The 18,126-nt window shown below is 73.8% G+C and carries 20 protein-coding genes; 12 read left to right on the top strand and 8 right to left on the bottom strand.

Annotated features, from left to right (window positions below):
* Positions 1-717: sugar phosphate isomerase/epimerase family protein (locus ABZ452_RS29075; RefSeq protein ID WP_357949553.1), on the bottom strand; the 717-nt coding region annotated here is incomplete at its 3' end.
* A complete protein-coding gene (locus tag ABZ452_RS29070) occupies positions 714-1,754 on the bottom strand; it encodes a zinc-binding dehydrogenase (RefSeq protein ID WP_357949550.1) in 1,041 nt (346 codons plus the stop codon). The genes ABZ452_RS29070 and ABZ452_RS29075, both read right to left, overlap by 4 nt.
* Before the next feature lie 119 nt (positions 1,755-1,873).
* Between ABZ452_RS29070 and ABZ452_RS29065 the strand changes: the two genes are divergently transcribed.
* Genes ABZ452_RS29065 through ABZ452_RS29045 form a run of 5 tightly spaced genes read left to right on the top strand, consistent with a single transcriptional unit; the run spans position 1,874 to position 6,376 of the window.
* Entirely contained in the window at positions 1,874-3,265 is a 1,392-nt protein-coding gene (locus ABZ452_RS29065; RefSeq protein WP_357949547.1) for an extracellular solute-binding protein, read from the top strand.
* Positions 3,262-4,224 carry a sugar ABC transporter permease gene (locus ABZ452_RS29060; protein ID WP_357949545.1) on the top strand — a complete coding sequence of 321 codons (963 nt, stop codon included), beginning with the start codon at positions 3,262-3,264 and terminating at the stop codon, positions 4,222-4,224. Before ABZ452_RS29065 ends, ABZ452_RS29060 begins: the two co-directional genes overlap by 4 nt.
* Positions 4,224-5,090, top strand: coding sequence for a carbohydrate ABC transporter permease (locus ABZ452_RS29055; RefSeq protein WP_357949542.1), 867 nt, complete (start codon positions 4,224-4,226; stop codon positions 5,088-5,090). The genes ABZ452_RS29060 and ABZ452_RS29055 overlap by 1 nt, the downstream gene beginning before the upstream one ends.
* A gap of 35 nt (positions 5,091-5,125) precedes the next feature.
* A complete protein-coding gene (locus tag ABZ452_RS29050) occupies positions 5,126-5,728 on the top strand; it encodes a phosphatase PAP2 family protein (RefSeq protein ID WP_357949540.1) in 603 nt (200 codons plus the stop codon).
* 42 nt (positions 5,729-5,770) lie between these two features.
* The gene (locus ABZ452_RS29045; RefSeq protein ID WP_357949537.1) at positions 5,771-6,376 is read left to right on the top strand and encodes a methyltransferase domain-containing protein; all 606 of its coding nucleotides are present in this window, start codon (positions 5,771-5,773) and stop codon (positions 6,374-6,376) included.
* A 93-nt stretch (positions 6,377-6,469) separates the two neighbouring features.
* Here ABZ452_RS29045 and eccB read toward each other — a convergent pair whose 3' ends face one another.
* The 4 genes from eccB to ABZ452_RS29025 form a co-directional block, all read right to left on the bottom strand.
* On the bottom strand, positions 6,470-7,852 hold the full coding sequence (gene eccB, locus ABZ452_RS29040) for a type VII secretion protein EccB (protein WP_357949535.1): 1,383 nt from the start codon (positions 7,850-7,852) through the stop codon (positions 6,470-6,472).
* 76 nt (positions 7,853-7,928) lie between these two features.
* The gene (locus tag ABZ452_RS29035; protein WP_357949532.1) at positions 7,929-9,185 is read right to left on the bottom strand and encodes an MFS transporter; all 1,257 of its coding nucleotides are present in this window, start codon (positions 9,183-9,185) and stop codon (positions 7,929-7,931) included.
* Between the two features lie 59 nt (positions 9,186-9,244).
* On the bottom strand, positions 9,245-10,624 hold the full coding sequence (locus tag ABZ452_RS29030; RefSeq protein ID WP_357949529.1) for a rhodanese-like domain-containing protein: 1,380 nt from the start codon (positions 10,622-10,624) through the stop codon (positions 9,245-9,247).
* A 112-nt stretch (positions 10,625-10,736) separates the two neighbouring features.
* A complete protein-coding gene (locus ABZ452_RS29025; RefSeq protein ID WP_357949526.1) occupies positions 10,737-11,060 on the bottom strand; it encodes a rhodanese-like domain-containing protein in 324 nt (107 codons plus the stop codon).
* Between the two features lie 160 nt (positions 11,061-11,220).
* Here ABZ452_RS29025 and trxA point away from each other — a divergent pair, with 160 nt between their 5' ends.
* Positions 11,221-11,589, top strand: coding sequence for a thioredoxin (gene trxA, locus ABZ452_RS29020; RefSeq protein ID WP_357949523.1), 369 nt, complete (start codon positions 11,221-11,223; stop codon positions 11,587-11,589).
* A 49-nt stretch (positions 11,590-11,638) separates the two neighbouring features.
* Here the strand turns inward: trxA and ABZ452_RS29015 are convergent, their stop codons facing one another.
* Positions 11,639-12,031, bottom strand: a complete 393-nt coding sequence (locus ABZ452_RS29015; protein WP_357949520.1) for a DUF302 domain-containing protein — start codon at positions 12,029-12,031, stop codon at positions 11,639-11,641.
* A 236-nt stretch (positions 12,032-12,267) separates the two neighbouring features.
* On the opposite strand from ABZ452_RS29015, the gene ABZ452_RS29010 reads away from it, so the two are divergent.
* The 5 genes from ABZ452_RS29010 to ABZ452_RS28990 all read left to right on the top strand — a co-directional run bounded on the left by ABZ452_RS29010 (position 12,268) and on the right by ABZ452_RS28990 (position 16,194).
* A complete protein-coding gene (locus ABZ452_RS29010) occupies positions 12,268-12,537 on the top strand; it encodes a metal-sensitive transcriptional regulator (protein ID WP_357949518.1) in 270 nt (89 codons plus the stop codon).
* 126 nt (positions 12,538-12,663) lie between these two features.
* A complete protein-coding gene (locus tag ABZ452_RS29005) occupies positions 12,664-14,064 on the top strand; it encodes an MBL fold metallo-hydrolase (protein ID WP_357949517.1) in 1,401 nt (466 codons plus the stop codon).
* A 90-nt stretch (positions 14,065-14,154) separates the two neighbouring features.
* Positions 14,155-14,754, top strand: coding sequence for a rhodanese-like domain-containing protein (locus tag ABZ452_RS29000; protein ID WP_357949515.1), 600 nt, complete (start codon positions 14,155-14,157; stop codon positions 14,752-14,754).
* A complete protein-coding gene (locus ABZ452_RS28995) occupies positions 14,751-15,650 on the top strand; it encodes a sulfite exporter TauE/SafE family protein (RefSeq protein ID WP_357949513.1) in 900 nt (299 codons plus the stop codon). Before ABZ452_RS29000 ends, ABZ452_RS28995 begins: the two co-directional genes overlap by 4 nt.
* Complete coding sequence (locus tag ABZ452_RS28990; RefSeq protein ID WP_357949511.1) at positions 15,589-16,194, top strand: class I SAM-dependent methyltransferase; 606 nt, start codon at positions 15,589-15,591, stop codon at positions 16,192-16,194. The genes ABZ452_RS28995 and ABZ452_RS28990 overlap by 62 nt, the downstream gene beginning before the upstream one ends.
* A gap of 8 nt (positions 16,195-16,202) precedes the next feature.
* Here the strand turns inward: ABZ452_RS28990 and ABZ452_RS28985 are convergent, their stop codons facing one another.
* The gene (locus tag ABZ452_RS28985) at positions 16,203-17,207 is read right to left on the bottom strand and encodes a zinc-binding dehydrogenase (RefSeq protein WP_357949567.1); all 1,005 of its coding nucleotides are present in this window, start codon (positions 17,205-17,207) and stop codon (positions 16,203-16,205) included.
* 193 nt (positions 17,208-17,400) lie between these two features.
* Between ABZ452_RS28985 and ABZ452_RS28980 the strand changes: the two genes are divergently transcribed.
* Positions 17,401-18,114, top strand: a complete 714-nt coding sequence (locus tag ABZ452_RS28980) for a spermidine synthase (protein ID WP_357949509.1) — start codon at positions 17,401-17,403, stop codon at positions 18,112-18,114.
* The last annotated feature ends 12 nt before the right edge of the window (positions 18,115-18,126 follow it).

Genomic DNA, 18,126 nt, shown 5'->3' with positions numbered 1-18,126 from the left:
GCCGGGGTAGCCGATCTCGTCCAGGGTGGCCAGCAGTCCCGGCCAGTCCAGGTGCCCGGCCCCCGGCTGGTGCCGGTTGGAGTCGCTGACCTGCACGTGTCCCAGGTACGGCGCGGCCGCGCGCAGCGCCGCGCAGGCGTCGTCCTCCTCGATGTTCATGTGGTAGGTGTCGGCGACCACCCGGACCGAGGGCAGCCCGACGGCGCGGCACAGGGCGACCGCCTCGTCGAGCCGGTTGACCATGTGGTCCTCGTACCGGTTGAGGGGTTCCAGGAAGAGGGTGACCCCCTCGGCGCGGGCGTGTTCGCCCAGCTCGCCCAGGGCGTCGACCAGCACCTGCCGGTCGCCCTCGGGCGGGCGGGGCGGCTCGAACGGGGGCAGCCGGCGGGAGAACATCCCCCAGGCGGCCGGGGTCATCGCGCCGATGCCGCCGAGCTCCGCGATCACGGAGAGCTGGGAGCGCAGGTTGCGCACCGCGTCTCGGGAGCGCTCGGCGTCGAAGTCGCCGATGAAGTGGTCCATCTCGACGCAGACGGTCGGCATGACCACGCCCTCGGCGCGGGCGCGGCGCAGCTCCGGCAGCCGCCGGGCGAGGGCCAGGTCACCGCGGCCGCGCAGCTCGATGCCCTGGTAGCCGAGGGAGACGGCGAGGGCGTACTTGTCGGACAGGCCGGCGCCGGGGAGCAACTGTTCCTGGCAGGCGAGGGGGATGGTCATGGGAACCTCAGCACGACTTGGAGGGCGTCACCGTCACCGCGGTCGAGCAACGCCAGCGCGTCGGCCACCGCGCCCGCGTCGACGACGTGGCTCACGAGCGGCAGCGGGTCGACGCTGCCCTCGGCCACCAGGTCCATGAAGGTGTGGGCGATCCGGCTCCCGGTCCACCGGCCGGCCGTGCCGGGCGCGGGCGCGGGCCCGGAGACCTGGGCCGCCACCAGCTGGATCCGGTTGTGGTGGAACTCCTCGCCGAGTCCCAGCCCGTGGGCGTACCCCTGGTAGAAGCCGGCGGCCACGACGCGGCCGGCGTGGGCGGTGGCGCGGATCGCCTCGTGCAGTGCCGGGTACGACCCGGACAGCTCCAGGCAGACGTCCGCGCCGCGGCCGCCGGTGGCCGCGTGCAGCGTGGCGGCGGCGGAGTCGACGGCGGCGTCGACGACCCGGCGGGCGCCGAGCCGGGTGGCGTGCGCGAGCCGTTCCGGCACCCGGTCGACGGCCACCACCCGGGCTCCGGAGAGGACGGCGAGCCGGGTGCCGAGCAGCCCGATGACGCCCTGCCCGAAGACACCGACCCAGTCGCCGAGGTGCAGGTCGCCGGCGAGCACGGCGGTCAGCGCGATGGCGCCGGGGCGGGCGAAGACGGCGACCAGGGGGTCGAGCCCGGGGGCGAGCGGGGTGACCGCGCCGGCGGCCAGCACGGCCTCCGCGCGGTGCCCCCAGATGCCCCAGACGACCTGGCCGGGCCGGCGGTCGGCGACGTCGGGCGCGACCTCGACGATCTCGCCGACCTCCTCGTAGCCGAAGCCCACCACCGGGTACGCGGGCGCGGCCTGCCGGGGCACGAACATCCGGGTGGCGTCGTCCCAGTCCTTGCTGAGGCGGGGGTTGCTGCCCCGGTAGAGGGTCAGCTCGGTGCCGGCGGAGATGCCGGAGTAGCAGGTGCGGACGCGGACCTGGCCGGGGCCGAGCGGGTCCGGGGGGCAGGGCTCCAGGCTCACGCGCCGGGGCCCGGCCAGAGAGACAACCCAGTTGCCCATGGCGTCGCTCCGAGGGAAGTGCCGGGCCCAATTCTAAACCGAAATATTGGTAATTGTCTTGTAAACGATCAATCGAAGGCGTTAAATCCCTGATGTACCCTTCGAGAGGAGTGCCACCGATGCCATCACCCTCGATGCGGATGCTCGCCCCCACCCTGATCATGGCACTTGCCGGGACAACCCTGCTGGCCTGCGGTGACGACGAGCCGAAATCCGACAGTTCCCAGATAACCGTATGGAGCCTGGAAGACGTGGCGGACCGGGTGAACGCCACCAAGGCGATCATCGCGGACTACACCGCCAAGACCGGCGTCAAGGTCAACCTGGTCACCGTCAACGAGGACCAGTTCCCCTCCCTCATCGCCTCCAGCGCCGCCGCCGGCGACCTGCCCGACGTGGTCGGCTCGGTCTCCCTGGCCGGGGTGCGCACCCTGGCCGGCAACGACCTGCTGGAGCCCGACGCCAACAAGCGGGTCGTCGACAAGCTCGGCCGCGACACGTTCTCCCCGCGCGCCCTCGAATTGACCAGCGAGGACGGCCGGCAGCTCGCCGTGCCGAGCGACGGGTGGGGCCAACTGCTGGTCTACCGCAAGGACCTGTTCGCGGCGGCCGGCCTGCCCGCCCCCGACACGTACGAGAAGATCGCCGCCGCGGCGGCGAAGCTGAACACCGGCGGCGTCGCCGGCATCACCGCGGCGACGGCCCCCGGCGACGTCTTCACCCAGCAGACCTTCGAACACCTCGCGCTGGCCAACAACTGCCAGCTCACCGACGACGCCGGCAAGGTCACGCTGGACTCCCCCGAGTGCGTCGAGGCGTTCCGCTTCTACGGCGACCTGATGCGGAACAACTCGGTCCGGGGCGCGCAGGACGTGGACACCACCCGGGCCACCTACTTCGCCGGCAAGGCGGCCATGCTGATCTGGTCGCCGTTCATCCTCGACGAGCTGGCCGGGCTGCGGAACGACGCCCGGCCCACCTGCCCGCAGTGCCAGTCCGATCCGGCGTGGCTGGCGAAGAACAGCGGCTTCGTCACCGCCATCAAGGGCCCGAACGGCGCCGAGCCGGCCCAGTACGGCGAGATCAGCTCGTGGGCGGTGCTCGACGGCGCGAGCGACCCCGCGTCGTCCTTCGTGGAGTACATGCTCTCCGACGGCTACCCGCGCTGGTTCGGCATGTCGCCCGAGGGGCGCGTCCCGGTGCGCACCGGGACCGCGGAGGACAGGCAGAAGTTCCTCACCGCCTGGAACACCAGCCAGGCCGGCGTGGACCGCAAGCAGCCGCTGTCGGCGGTCTACGGCTCCGACGTGCTCGCCACGGTGCGCAAGAGCCCGGACACCTTCCAGCGCTGGGGGCTGGCCCAGGGCCAGGGGAAGCTGGTCGGGGCGATCCTCGGTGAGCTGCCGGTGCCCAAGGCGCTCGCCGACGTGGTCGGCGGGAAGTCCGACGCCCGGGCTGCCGCCGAGCGGGCGAAGAAGGACGTCGACGCGATCGCCAAGGGCGTGAATTGACCAGGACCGTGCCGGAGGCCGGCCGCTCCCCCACCGGGGAGCGGCCCCGCCGGCCCGGCCGACGCCCGCTCACCCTGCGCCGCCGCGAGTCCCGCGCCGGGCTCGCGCTGGTCACCCCCACCCTGCTCGTCGTGGTCGCGGTGATCGGCATTCCCATCGTCTGGACCGTGGTGCTGGCCTTCCAACGGGTACGCCTCGCGACCCTGCGCCGGACCGGCCTCTTCGGCGAGCTGACCCTGGACAACGTCGACCGGGTGCTGCACACCCCCGGCTTCGCCGACACGCTGTGGACCACGGTGGTCTACAGCGCCGGCGGGACGGTCGGCTCGATCCTGGTCGGCCTCGTGGCGGCGCTCGTGGTCCGCCGCCCGTTCCGGGGCCGCACGATCGTCCGCGCGTCCATGCTGCTGCCGTACGTGGCGCCGGTGGTCGCCATGACGTTCGTCTGGCAGGTGATGCTCGACCCGCAGCTCGGCGTCGTCAACGACTGGGGCCGGCGGTTCCTCGGCTGGGACGAGCCCGTGCCGTTCCTGTCCCAGGAGTCCACCGCGCTGTGGACGGTCATCGCGTTCGAGGCGTGGCGCTACTTCCCGTTCGCCTTCCTGTTCCTGCTCGCCCGGCTCCAGGCCGTGCCGGCCGAGCTGGAGGAGGCCGCCCGGGTCGACGGGGCCACGCCGACCCAGCGCTTCCGGCACATCCTGCTGCCCCAGCTCATGCCGGTGATCGCGTTGATCGGGGTGCTCCGGTTCATCATGACCTTCAACAAGTTCGACGACGTCTACCTGCTCACCGGCGGCTCGGCCGGCACCGAGGTGGTGAGCGTCCGGGTCTACCAGTTCCTCACCGCGCGCACCGACATCGGCGCGGCGGCGGCGCAGGCGGTCGTGCTGGCCGTCGTGCTGATCGTCTTCGTGGCGATCTACCTGCGGTTCTTCGGCGGCCGGCGGGAGGAGGCGTGATGGACCGGGACCGGCTCGAGACGGTGAGCCTGCGCTGGCTGCGCCGGCTGGTGATCGCCGGCTTCCTGCTGGTCACCCTGCTGCCGTTCTGGTACATGCTGGTGCTCTCCGTACGCCCCATCGAGCGGCTGCTGCTCGACCCCGGCTCGCTGCTCGTGCCGGTCGGTGAACTGACCCTGGCCACGTACGCCGAGGTGCTCAAGTCCGTCGAGGACGGCGGGCAGGGCTTCCTCGCCTTCATCCGCAACAGCGGCGTCGTGGCGCTGGCCGCCACCGCGCTCACCCTGGTGATCGCCATCCCCGGCGCGTACGCCGTGTCCCGGCTGCGGTTCTTCGGCCGGCGGCAGGTCAGCGCGCTGTTCCTGGCGGTCTACCTGTTCCCGTCGATCGTCATCGCGATCCCGCTGTTCGTGGTCTTCACCCGGGCCGGGCTGCGCGGGTCGCTGGTCGGGCTGGTGCTGGTCTACATCTCGCAGACCCTGCCGGTCTCGGTCTACATGCTGAAGAACTACTTCGAGACCATCCCGGTCAGCCTGGAGGAGTCCGCGGCGATCGACGGCGCCGGCCGCCTCGGCATCATCCGCCGGGTCAGCCTGCCCCTCGCCGCGCCGTCGGTGATGGCGGTCGCCCTCTACGACTTCATGATCGCCTGGAACGAGTTCCTCTTCGCGCTGCTCTTCCTGGTCGACCGGCCCAACCGGTGGACGGTCTCGCTGGGGCTGTCGCTGCTCGCCGACGGCGTCGAGGTGCCGAAGACGGTGCTGATGGCCGGCTCGGTGATCCTCACCCTGCCGATCGTGATCCTCTTCTTCGCCGGCGAGCGGCTGCTCACCGAGGGCCTCACCAGCGGCGCGGAGAAGGGCTGATTGACCTTGGCGGACGGCTCCACCAGGATGGCCCGGTGCGGGCGACCCGGGAACGGACGGTCAGCGGGCGGGCGGCGCGGCTGATCACCGAGGTGCTCGCGCCGGGCGTCCTGGTGACCGCCCTGCCGCTGGTGGCGGCCGCCCGGGTCAGCCGCTCCCCGCAGCAGTTCCTGCTCTGGGGCGGCACGGCACTGCTGTTCTGCGCGGTGCTCCCGGTCGGCGTGATCGTCCACGGCGTACGCCGCGGCCGGCTCACCGACCGGCACGTCGGCGACCGTACCCAGCGGGCCCGGCCCCTGCTGACCGGCCTGGCCTCGGTGGCGGTCGGCACGGCCCTGCTGGCCGCGCTTCGCGCGCCCGCCGAACTGTTCGCCGTGATCGTGGTGATCTTCGTGGTCGGCGCGGCCTGCACCCTGGTCAACCACTGGTGGAAGCTGAGCATCCACGCTGCGGTCGCGGCCGCCACCACGGCCGTCCTGGTGCTGCTGTTCGGCCCGGCCCTGCACGCCGGCTGGCTGCTCGTGGCGGCGGTCGGCTGGTCCCGGGTGGTGCTGCGGGACCACACCTGGCCGCAGGTGGTGGCCGGCGCCGTCACCGGCGCCCCGCTCGCCACCGGCGCCTTCCTCGCCCTGAGCTGAGGTTCTGCGGCCCGGCCAAACAAGATCAGCTACCGTGGCGGCATGGGCAAGCCGACCCGCTGGGTGACCGAGACCAAGCCGGGACACTCGCAGTGGTACATCGACCGGTTCCGGCAACTGGCCGCCGAGGGGGCGGACCTGGCCGGCGAGGCCCGGCTGCTGGACGCGCTCGTCCCGCCGGGCGCGCGGATCCTGGACGCCGGGTGCGGCACCGGCCGGGTCGCCGCCGCGCTGGCCGGCCGGGGCCACACCGTGGTGGGCGTGGACGCCGACCCGGTGCTGATCGACGCCGCCCGCGCCGACCACCCCGGCCCGCGCTTCCTGGTCGCCGACCTGGCCGACCTGGACCTGGCCGCGCAGGGCGAGCCCGAGCCGTTCGACGCGGCCGTCGTGGCCGGCAACGTGATGGCGTTCGTCGCCCCCGGCACCGAGCGCGCCGTGCTGACCCGGATCGCCGCGCACGTCCGGCCGGACGGCCCGGTGGTGGTCGGTTTCGGCACCGACCGCGGCTACCCGCTCACCGAACTGGACGCCGACGCGGTCGCCGCCGGGCTTCGCCTCGAACACCGCTTCGCCACCTGGGACCTACGTCCCTGGCACGACGACGCGGAGTTCGCGGTGACCGTGTTCCGCAAGCCGGCCGCCTGAGCCGTCCCCGCGCCCGTCCGCGCCGTGGCTCTGCGGGTGCCGGGCCCGGGCAGGCGCGGGCGGCGGCCCACGCGCAGCGGACGCGCCGCCGGGTCAGGCCGGGGCGGCGACCGTGCGGGCGGCGGCCGGGTCGAGCGGGCTGCCGGCCGGCACCAGGCTGACCAGGCCCGCCGGCAGCCGGACCGGACGCACCCCGGCGTAGCCGAGCATGCTGGGCACGTCGGCGCCCGCCAGCACGTAGCGCCGGCCGAGGTCGGTGACCACACAGACCGCGCCGCCGGTGGCGCCGGGGGCGGCGGCCGACTCGACGAGCGCTCCCCGCCCCGGCTCGACCAGCACCTGGTCGGCCAGCCCGCCCCGGCCGGCCGGCGTCCGCGCGGCGGCGGAGAGGTCCGGCGGGGTGGCGCCGAGCCGGACCTCGCGTACGCCGCTGTCGTCGCCGGCGCGGGCGCAGAGCGCGCCGCCCTCCACCGCGGCGAGCGCGGGCGGGACCGCGGGCGGGGCGGTCGGCCCGGTCGGCACCAGGTCGGGAAGCTTCGGCAGGGCGGCGAACCGGCCCAGGGTGATCGGTTCCGGGGCGCCCTGGCCGGTGCGGGCGAGCAGCAGGGCCGCCTGCAACTCGGTGATGCCGGCGAGGCCGGTCCGCCCGGCCACCGCGTACTGCCGGCCGCCGCCGGAGTTGCGGACCAGATAGACGTCGCCGACGGTGGCGCCGGTGACCCGCTCGGACGGGGCGCCCAGGTCGCGCAGCGGGGGCGGCGCCAGGTCGGCCCCGGCCGGCACCGTGTTGAGCAGCGCCGGGGCCACCGGCGCCGCCCGTTCCCGGGTGGCGGCCAGCGCGGCGAGCACCCGGTCGGTGTCGCGGAGGAGGTAGCGCCGCTCGTGCCAGAGCAGGTGCAGGCTGCCGTCCGGGTGGCGCAGCAGCAGGCCCTGGTCGCCGAGGGGCCGGCCGCCGGTGGCGTCCCGCCCGATCAGCAGCGCCGAACGCACCTCCGTGCGGCCCGCCTCGACGGCGGTGACCGAGCAGACCGTCCACGCCCCGCCGGTGAGCCGCCCCGGCGCGGGCAGCGAGTCGGGGGCGTCGGCGATGCCGAGGGGCAGGCCGCGTGGCACGCCCTCGATGGAGCGGCGGGAGACCAGCACGGTCTTCGGCCGGTCCGCCCCGATGACCAGCAGCGCCGAGGCGTAGTTGAGGACCGGGTGCAGCTTCTCCTCGCGGTAGACGAACCGCGCGCCGGACTCCTTCTCCACGATCACCGCGCCCGGGTCGCGCCAGGCGCTGCCACCACCGGCGAACAGGCCGTAGAGGGCGACCCCGCCGAGCGCGATCACCGCGACGAGCACACTGGCCAGGCCGGCCCCGGCCAGCCGGCGGAACGGCGACTGGCCGGGGTCGGTCTCCCGCATCACCAGCGCGGCGACCGCCCGCTGGACGGTGAACTGGTAGGAGTGGAGCTGGTCCTGCCGGGACGGCATCGGATCCCTTCCGCCTGGTTCGTCGGCGCACAGGATAGACGCTCGGTTGATCCCCTGTGGACCCTCCGTGGTGTCGTCAGCCGGCCGCGGCCGGCCGGACGTGGGTCTCGTACATCCGCACTGCGACGAGCAGACCGGATGCGGCGGTGAGTCCCGCCACCGCCCAGGTGGCGCCGCGGATGCCGACGAGGTCGGCGAGCAGTCCGGCCGACAGGGCGCCCGCGGCGAAGCCGCCGTCCCGCCAGAGCCGGTAGACGCCCACGGCGCGGGCGCGCCACGCCGGGTGGGCGACGTCGCCGACGGCCGCCAGCAGCGCGGGGTACACCATCGCGGTGCCGGCGCCGAGCAGCACCGCGCCCGCCGCCCACCCGCCGAAGCCGTGGGCGCCGGCGATCAGTCCGAGCGCACCGGCCTGGGTCAGCATCCCGACCACGATGAGGGGTTTGCGGCCGACCCGGTCGGAGAGCGGACCGGTGACGAGTTGACCAAGTCCCCACACCGCCGGGTAGAGGGCCGCCAGCAGACCGATCCGGGGCAGGGAGAGCCCGGCCGCGGCGAAGAGCACCGGGAACAGACCCCAGGCGAGGCCGTCGTTGAGGTTGTTCACCAGGCCCGCCTGGCTGGCCGAGCTGAGTGCCGGTTCCCGCCAGCTGACCAGGCTCAGGACCTGCCTCGTGCTGAGGCCGCGGCCGTGGGCGCTCCCCTGGTGGGTGGCGGCCTCGTGGTGGGCGTGGCCGCGCGTCTCCCGGACGAGCAGCGCGGACAGGCCCAGGCCCACGGCGACGTAGGCGGCGCCGAGCAGAAAGGGCGCCGGCCGCAGCCCGTACCGCGCGGCGAGGGCGCCGGTGGCCAGCGCGGTGACGGCCACCGCCAGGTAGCCGGCGGCCTCGTTCAGCCCCATGGCGAGGCCACGCCGGTGCGGCCCGACCAGGTCGATCTTCATGATCACCGCGGTGGACCAGGCCAGTCCCTGGTTGACGCCGAGCAGCACGTTGGCGGCGACCACCCAGCCCCAGGTCGGCGCCCAGATCAGCAGCAGCGGCACCGGGATCGCCACCAGCCAGCCAGCCAGCAGCACCGGTCTGCGGCCGTACCGGTCGGAGAGGGTGCCGGCGAAGAAGTTCGTCACCGCCTTGGTCGCGCCGAAGGCGAGGATGTACGTCAGCGCGGCGGTGTACGCCGTCAGGTGGAACTCCCGCACGGCGAGGAGCGGCAGCACGGTGCGCTCGGTGCCGAGCACGCCGCCGACCAGCGCGTTGACCGCGACGAGCAGGAGGAACTGGGCCGCATTCGCCCGCAGTCCCAGCCTCGGCGCGAGGGGGATCGTTGCCATCTCTTCTCCGGACGTCGGGCGGGTGACCGGGGGATCCCCGGCCACCCGCGGTCGGACGGTCAGACGGCGGCGTGCAGGGTCTGCCAGGCGCCGTATCCGCCGAGCAGGTCGGAGACGTCCGCCCGGCCGGCGTTGCGGAGCACGCTGGCCGCGACGGAGGAGCGGTAGCCGCCGGCGCAGTGCACCACGACGGGCCGATCGGCCGGCACCTCGTCGAGGCGGCGGGTGAGCTCCGCGAGCGGGATGTGCCGCGAGCCATCGAGGGCGCCCTGCTCCCGCTCGCCGGCGTTGCGGACGTCCAGCACCACCGGCGGAGTGGCGGTGTCCAGCGCCGCGCGCAGTTCGGTGGCGGTGACCCGGCTGGCCGGGGTCAGGTCGACGACCATCTCGAGGAACGAGCCCTCGGGCTCGCGCAGGTAACCCAGCACCTGGTCGAAGCCGATCCGGGCGAGGCGGACGACGATCTCCTCCTCCCGGTCCTGCGGCGCCACCACCAGGACCTTGCGGTCCGGCGCGACCACGCTGCCGGCGGTCTCGGCGAACCGGCCGTCGGCCGGGATGTTGATCGCTCCGCGGACGTGGCCGGCGGCGAACTCCTGCGGGTCGCGCGCGTCGACGACCAGCGCGCCCTCGGCGCGGGCCCGGGCGAACTCGGCGGCGTCGAGCGGGCGCGGGGCCCGGCTGTGGTCGAACAGCTCCCGGGCCTTGCGGTTGAGCACCGCGTCGAACGCGAAGTAGCCGGGCGCGGCCGGCTGGCCGCCGGTGACCAGGGCGAGGAACTCCTCCTCGTTCATCGGTGCACAGGCGTAGTTGGTGCGGCGCTGCTCGCCGATGGTGGACTGCCGCTCGGTGGAGAGGTTCTTGCCGCAGGCCGAGCCGGCGCCGTGCGCCGGGAACACCCGGACCTCGTCGGGCAGGCCCATCAGCTTGCGCTGCACGCTGTCGTAGAGCATCCGACCGAGGTCGTCGGCCGTGGCGCCGAGCGAGGCGAGCAGGTCGGGCCGGCCCACGTCGCCGATGAACAGCGCGTCGCCGGTGAGCACCCCGTACGGCACCGGGTCGGCGGCGTGCTCGTAGACGAGGATGCTGACCGATTCCGGGGTGTGCCCGGGAGTCTCCATGATCTCCAGCGTCACGTCCCCGAGGCTGATCCGCTCCCCGTCGGCGAGCTTGCGGCTCGGGTACTCGGTCTCGGCCCGCCGGCCGTAGCCGATCCAGGCGCCGGTCGCGGCGGCAACCTCGAGGTGACCGGCGAGGAAGTCGGCGTGGAAGTGGGTGTTGATCACCCCTTCGATGGTCAGGCCGCGCGCCCGCGCGTCAGTCAGGTACTCGTCGATGTCCCGGCGCGGGTCGACCAGCACCGCCCGCCCGGTGGTCTCGTCGGCGATCAGGTACGACGCCTGGGACAGGCAGTCCAGGTAGTACTGGGTGAACAACATCGTGCCGAACTCCTTCGCGATGATGACTGGCGATGCACTGACAACGACCTATACCCCAGGGGGTATGAGCGAGGCGGACGGCCCCGGATTCCCGGGACCACCGACCCGCAGCTCAGGCGGCCGGGCCGCCCACCCCGGTGACGACGGGACGGCCACTGCGGGCCCATCCGCCGGTGCCGCCACGGACCGAGCGGGCGTCGATGCCGGCGCGGGCCAGGAACTGCGCGGCGGCCAGGCTCCGATTACCGCTGGCGCAGATGAGATAGACGGGACGGGTGCGCGGGAGTTCCCCGACCACTGTCGGCAACTGGGCCAGCGGCACCGAACGGGCGCCGGGCACGTGCCCCTCGACGTACTCGAACGGCTCGCGCACGTCCACGGTGACGGCCCCGTCGGCGTGCGCGGCGGCGAACTCCACCAGGTCGACCTCTCGCATACTCAACTCCTTTGCTCCGCATACCCCCGGGGGTATCTACGTCGACCCTAACCCGCCTGACCCACATCGACATTCCCGAGTGAGCCGGCACACCGGGAACAGATACCCCCACGGGTATGTTGCGCTCACTGGAAGCACCGTCGAGACACGGAGGTGGGACATGGCGAGCGTGGCGCTGACCGGGGCGAACTTCGCGGAGACCGTGAGCCGGGACGGGATCGTCCTGGTCGACTTCTGGGCCAGTTGGTGCGGCCCCTGCCGCAGCTTCGCACCGGTCTTCGAGAAGGCCAGCGAGCAGCACCCGGACATCGTGTTCGGCAAGGTCGACACCGAGGTGGAGCAGGCCCTCGCCGCGGCCGCCCAGATCCGGTCGATCCCAACACTGATGGCCTTCCGGGACGGGGTCCTGGTCTTCGCGCAGCCCGGCGCGCTGCCGGCCGCCGCACTGGAGCAGGTGATCCAGGCAGTCCGGGACCTGGACATGGACGAGGTGCGGTCGAAGCTGGCCGGCAGCGGCGCCGGCCGCTGATCCTCCGCACGCGGGGGCGCGGGCACTCGCCCGCGCCCCCCGCCGCGGTTCAGGCAGCCACGACGTCCAGCGCCGCCCGCAGGCGGGCGGCGGCCTCGTCGGCGACCGCCCGCAACTCCGGCGCGTCGCTGAGCTGCACCATCACCTGCGGGTCCATGGCCTGCACCATCGTGCTGTCCGACCCCTCGGCCCGGACCACCACGTTGCACGGCAGAAGCAGGCCTATCGCCGGGTCCGCCCGCACCGCGCGGTGCGCCAGCGGCGGGTTGCAGGCCCCCAGGATGACGTACTCCGCCATGTCCACCCCGAGCTTGTCGCGCAGCGTCGAGCGCAGGTCGATCTCGGTCAGCACGCCGAAACCCTGGTCCTTCAGGGCCGCCCGGACGCGCTCCACCGTCGGGGCGAACCCGGCGGCCGAACGGACGGTCATTGCGTAGCTCATGCTTCTGCTCTCCCTCGTGGACATGATGCCGGCCCTGGTGGCCGGGCCGCCGGTGATTCGGCGCGTCAGTACCTGGTCGGCAGGCCGCACCGGGCCGCCCGGTTCCGGTCGCCGGGGATCGTTCTCGCGGCGACGGTGGGAATCCGCCGGGCGACCCGACAGTTGAAAATACCCGTGGGGGTATCCAGTGGCAGACCGATACCCCCTGGGGTATGTTGGAGGCAGGAGGTAGTGGCGTGAAGCTTCAACCCGAGATGACCAGCGAGGCGCTCACCCGGCTCAAGCGAGCCCGGGGCCAGCTCAACGCCGTCATCGAGATGATGGAGAACGGCGAGGACTGCCGGGCCGCCCTGACCCAGCTCGCGGCCGTGTCCAAGGCCATCGACCGGGCCGGCTTCAAGATCATTGCGTCCGGCATGCGGCACTGCGGCACCGCCCGGGAGCGGGGCGAGGAGCCGGAGATGACCGAGGAGGAGCTGGAGAAGCTCTTCCTCGCCCTGGCCTGACCGAGGAATTCACCGTCCTCGCCGCGTGATCGCGGCGAGGACGGGTATCACTACGCCCGTGACCCGGGCCGAAGTCTGACTTCCGCATACCCCCGGGGGTATGCGGAACAGGAAGGAGAACGGCACATGTCAGTCGAGGTCTCCGTCATCGCGACGTCCTCGCTCGGCGACCGCAGCTACCTGGCCTCCGACGGTCAGGTGGCGATCGTGGTCGACCCGCAGCGCGACATCGACCGGATCCTGTACCTCGCGGGAGCCAAGGGGGTGCGGATCACCCATGTGGTGGAAACGCACATCCACAACGACTACGTCTCCGGCGGCCTGGAACTCGCCCGGATCACCGGCGCCCGGTACCTGGTGGCCGCCGCCGACGAGGTCACCTTCGACCGGATGCCGGTCGCCGACGGCGACACGATGCCCGTCTCCGACAAGCTGCGGCTCCGCGTGGTCGCCACCCCGGGCCACACGTTCCACCACCTGTCGTACGTCCTCGACGAGGCCACCGACGGTGGCTGGCAGCCGGCGGGCGTCTTCACCGGCGGCTCGCTGCTGTTCGGCACCACCGGACGCACCGACCTGCTCGGCCAGGAGCACGCCCACGAGCTGGCCCACCGCCAGCACGCCTCGGCGCGGCGGCTGGCCGACCTGCTGCCCGACGGCGCCCAGGTGTGGCCGACGCACGGCTTCGGCAGCTTCTGCTCGGCCAGCCAGGCCGACGCCCCCGACTCGACCATCGGACGCGAGAAGCAGGCCAACGCGGTGCTGCGCCTGGCCGCGGACGAGTTCGTCAGCCAGACCCTCGCCGGCCTGGACGCCTACCCGGCGTACTACGCCCACATGGGCGTGGCGAACAGCGCCGGGCCGGCACCGGTCGACCTCACCCCGGTCGCCCGGGCCGACGCGGCCCAGCTCCGCGACCGGATCTCCGCCGGGGAGTGGGTGGTGGACCTGCGGCACCGCAAGGCGTACGCGGCCTCGCACCTGGCCGGCACGGTCAGCCTCGCGCTGGACGGCCCGATGTCGACCTGGCTCGGCTGGCTGATCGACTGGGGCACGCCGATCACGCTGCTCGCGGAGACCGCGGAGCAGGTCGCCGACGCCCAGCGCGAGCTGGTCCGGATCGGCATCGACCGGCCGGCAGCGCAGGCCACCGGCGGGGCCGAGCAGTGGGCGGCCACGCCCGACCAGCTCCGCCAGCTGCGGATGGCCGACTTCGGAGCACTGGCCGCGGCCCGCGCGGGGAACACCCCGGCCGGCCTGCCCGCCCCGGCCGTCGTGCTCGACGTGCGGATGACCAACGAGTGGCGCGCCGGCCATGTCGAGGGCGCCGTGCACGTTCCGCTTCCCGACCTGCCCAAGCGGCTCGCCGACGTGCCGGCCGGCGCGGTCTGGGTGCACTGCGGCTCCGGCTACCGGGCCACCGCCGCGGCGTCGCTGCTGGCCAACGCCGGCCGCGAGGTCGTCGTCATCGACGACAGGTTCGATCGGGCCGAGGCGGCGGGCGTCGCCATGGCCGACAACGCCTGACCCCCATCCGAGTCCCGGCCGGCGCCACCGGCGCCGGCCGGCGTCCCACCCTGCCGCCAGCTACGGCGATTCGTCCCAGAACGAGGAGAAATGAGCGCTTCCGAGACCACGCACCCGGCCAGCCTGGACGCCACCACCCTGCGGGAACTGATCGACTCCGGGCGCTCCCCCCGGCTGCTCGACGTGCGCACTCCGGCCGAGTTCGAGACCGTCCACATCCCCGGCGCCTACAACGTCCCGCTGGACCTTCTCAAGGAGCACCGCGAGGAACTGCGTAACCACCTGGACGAGGACGTGGTGCTGATCTGCCGCTCGGGCGCCCGCGCCACCCAGGCCGAGCAGGCACTGGCCGGGGTCGGGCTGCCGAACCTGAAGATCCTCAACGGCGGCATGCTCGCCTGGCAGGCGGTGAACGCACCGACCCAGCAGGGCGCGCCCCGCTGGGACCTGGAGCGGCAGGTCCGCCTGGTCGCCGGTGCCATCGTGCTGGCCAGCGTCGTCGGCTCGGTGTTCGTACCGGGCCTGAAGTGGGTCGCCGCGTTCATCGGCGCCGGCCTCACCTTCGCCGCGGTCACCAACACCTGCGCCATGGGGATGATGCTGAGCAGGCTGCCGTACAACCGGGGCGCCAGCTGCGACCTCGACACCGTCGTCGGCCACCTGCGCGAGAGCAACGGGGCGCGGGCATGACCGCTTCCCTGCTGCTCACCGTCGGCCTGGCCGTGCTGATCGGGGTGAGCCTCGGGCTGCTCGGCGGCGGCGGGTCGATCCTCGCCGTCCCGCTGCTGGTGTACGTCGCCGGCCTGCCGGCCAAGGAGGCGATCGCCACCTCCCTGCTCGTCGTCGGCGCCACCAGCGCCGTCGGCGTCCTGCCGCACGCCCGCGCCGGACGGGTCCGCTGGCGTACCGGGCTGATCTTCGGCTTCGCCGGAATGACCGGCGCGTACGCCGGCGGCCGGCTGGCGGAGTTCGTCCCGGCCGGATTCCTGCTCACCGGCTTCGGCGTGATGATGCTGGCCACCGCGATCGCGATGATCAGGGGCCGGCGCGCCGCCGAGGGCCGGCCGGTGCCGCACGAGCTGCCGGTGTTCCGGGTGATCCTCGACGGGATCGTGGTCGGGCTGGTGACCGGCCTGGTCGGCGCGGGCGGCGGCTTCCTCGTGGTGCCCGCCCTGGCCCTGCTCGGCGGCCTGCCGATGCCGGTCGCCGTCGGCACCTCCCTGGTCGTCATCGCGATGAAGTCCTTCGCCGGCCTGGCCGGTTACCTCTCCAGCGTGAGCATCAACTGGGGCCTCGCCCTCGCGGTCACCGCCGCCGCCGTCGTCGGCAGCGTCCTCGGCGGTCGCCTCGCCGGGAGGATCCCCGCGGACCTCCTGCGCAAGTCGTTCGGCTGGTTCGTGGTGGTGATGGGCGTCTTCGTCCTCGCCCAGCAGTTGCCCCCGTTCGCCGGACTCGCCGTGGGAGCGCTTGCCGCAGCCGGTACGGTCACCATGGCGGTGTGGGGCCGCCGGAGGAGGAGACACAGTGGACAGCAGCGCCTGGGATGCCCGGTACACGAGCACGCCGGGTCTGGTGTGGAGCGCTGAGCCGAACCGCTTCGTGGTCGAGTCGGTCACCGGGCTGATCCCCGGCGCCGCGCTGGACCTGGCCGCCGGTGAGGGACGCAACGCGGTCTGGCTGGCCGAGCAGGGCTGGCGGGTCACCGCGGTGGACTTCTCGCCGGTGGCCGTCGGCCGGGGGCGTGAGCTGGCCGCCGGGCGCGGTGTCGAGGTCGAGTGGCGGGTCGCCGACGTCACCGCGTACCGGCCGGTGCCGGGCAGCTACGACCTGGTGCTCATCAGCTACCTGCACCTGCCCGCCGACGACCTCGCCCGGGTGCTGGCCGCGGCCAAGCAGGCGCTGCGCCCCGGGGGGAGCCTCGTGGTGGTCGGCCACGACCTGGCGAACCTGACCGGCGGCACCGGTGGGCCGCAGGACCCGGCCGTGCTGCTGACGCCGGAGGCGGTGGTCGACGGGCTCGCCGGGCTGCACATCCGGCGCGCCGAGACGGCCCGCCGCCCGGTGCCCACCACCGACGGCGGCACGGTCGACGCCCTCGACACGGTGGTCGTGGCGAGCCGTCCCGACTGACGGCGCCGTCAGGGCCGCAGGATCAGCCGGATCGGGTTGCCCTCCTTCTCGTGCACCCGGCGCACCGCCTCCGGGGCGTCCGCCAGCGGCAGCACGTCGCTGACCGACGTGGACAGGTCGAGCCGGCCCAGCCCGGTGAGGGTCACCAACTGCCCGACGTGCTCGGCCTCCGAGCCGTAGTGGCCGAGCACCGCCTGGCGGTTGTAGGTGAACCGGCTGTCCGACGGGATGCTGATGGGCTGGTTGGCGATGCCGGCGAGCACCAGCCGGCCGTGCCGGCCGAGCACGGTCATGGCCTGCTCGCGGACCGCGTTGACGCCGGCGAAGTCGAACGCCACGTCGAGCCCCCGGGTGCCGACCAGTTCGAGCACGGCGTCCTTGAAGCCGTCGTCGGCCGGGTCGATGGCCAGGTCCGCGCCGAGGGCGAGCGCCCGGTCCCGCGCCGCCGGCAGCGGGTCCACGGCGATCACCGGGGCCGCGCCGACCAGCTGCAGCAACTGCACGGCGTGCGCGCCGAGGCCACCGACGCCCCACACGGCGACCGCCTCGGCGGGCCGGACCTGGGCCGTCTCGGTCACCGCGGCCCACGGCGTGGAGACCGCGTCGGGAATGATGCAGGCCTGCTCGAACGGGAGCAGATCCGGGACGGGGACCAGGGTGTCCTCGCGGGCCAGGGCATATTCGGCCCAGCCGCCGTCGTAGTCGACGCCGCGGGTGAGCACGAGGCCGAACCGGTCCCGCTCCCCCGCCTGGAGCAGCACCCGCTGGCCCGGCTCCCAGCCCCGCACCCCGTCACCGAGCGCGTCGACTGTCCCGGCCACCTCGTGGCCGAGGGTCACCACGTCCCCGTCCAGGTGGAGCGGGGTCAGGGTGCCGTCGATGAGGTGCACGTCCGACAGGCACACGCCGGCCGCGGCCACCCGGATCCGCACCTGCCCGCGCCCCGGCTCGGGCACCGGCACCGACTCCACCCGCAGCGCCCGATCGGCCACGTGCAGCCGTCCGGCCAGCATGTCCGCCACGCTCGCTCCCCTCTCCGGCGTCCTCGGCCCCGCCGGCCGCGCCGGGCGGGAGTCGTCGGCGGCGTACCCGTCGCCGGCCCGCCGATGCGGCGGGGCGCGGAAAAACGGCCGCGCCGCCCATATCCCCGGGCGGCCGGACGACCGGCCGGTAGCATCCGGTCACGGACCGGCGGAGAGGACACGGGTGGGCGCGCGTTTCGAGGAACTGGCCTGGCGGGAGACGCCGATCGGCGAGATCAGTCTGCGCCGGCGCCGCGACCCGTCGCTCGACGTCGACGTGTACGAGGTGAAGCTCGACGACGAGTTCCTGATGTCCAGCCTCTTCCCGGTCGCGGAGATCGAACTCGCCCGGCTCGGGCTGGCCCCGCTGACCGGCGGCGCCCTGGACGTGGTGGTGGGCGGGCTCGGTCTCGGCTACACGGCGCGCACCGCGCTGGAGGATGCCCGGGTGCGCTCGCTGGTGGTGGTCGAGGCGATCGAGGACGTGATCGACTGGCACCGCCGGGACCTGCTGCCGTTCGCCGCCGGACTGGCCGCCGACTCGCGGACCCGGTTCCTGCGGGCGGACTTCTTCGCGGCGGTGGCGAGCGGCGTCGGGTTCGATCCGGAGGCGCCGGGGCGCCGGTTCCACGCGGTGCTGCTCGACGTGGACCACTCCCCGCGCCAGGTGCTGCACCCCAGCCACGCCGACTTCTACACGGTCGACGGGCTGCGCCGGCTGGCCGCGCTGCTGCACCCGGACGGGGTTTTCGCGCTCTGGTCGAACGACCCGCCCGATTCGGAGTTCCAGCGGACGCTGACCGAGGTGTTCCCGACCTCGGTGGCGCACGTCGTTCGCTTCCCGAACCCGTTGCAGGGCCGGGAGGCCGCGAACACCGTGTACGTGGCCCGGCGATGAACCGGCCCCGGG

Origin of the sequence: Micromonospora sp. NPDC005707 (genome assembly GCF_040631005.1) — a bacterium.
Taxonomy (GTDB): domain Bacteria; phylum Actinomycetota; class Actinomycetes; order Mycobacteriales; family Micromonosporaceae; genus Micromonospora.
This window is presented reverse-complemented; position numbering and strand designations above follow the sequence as displayed.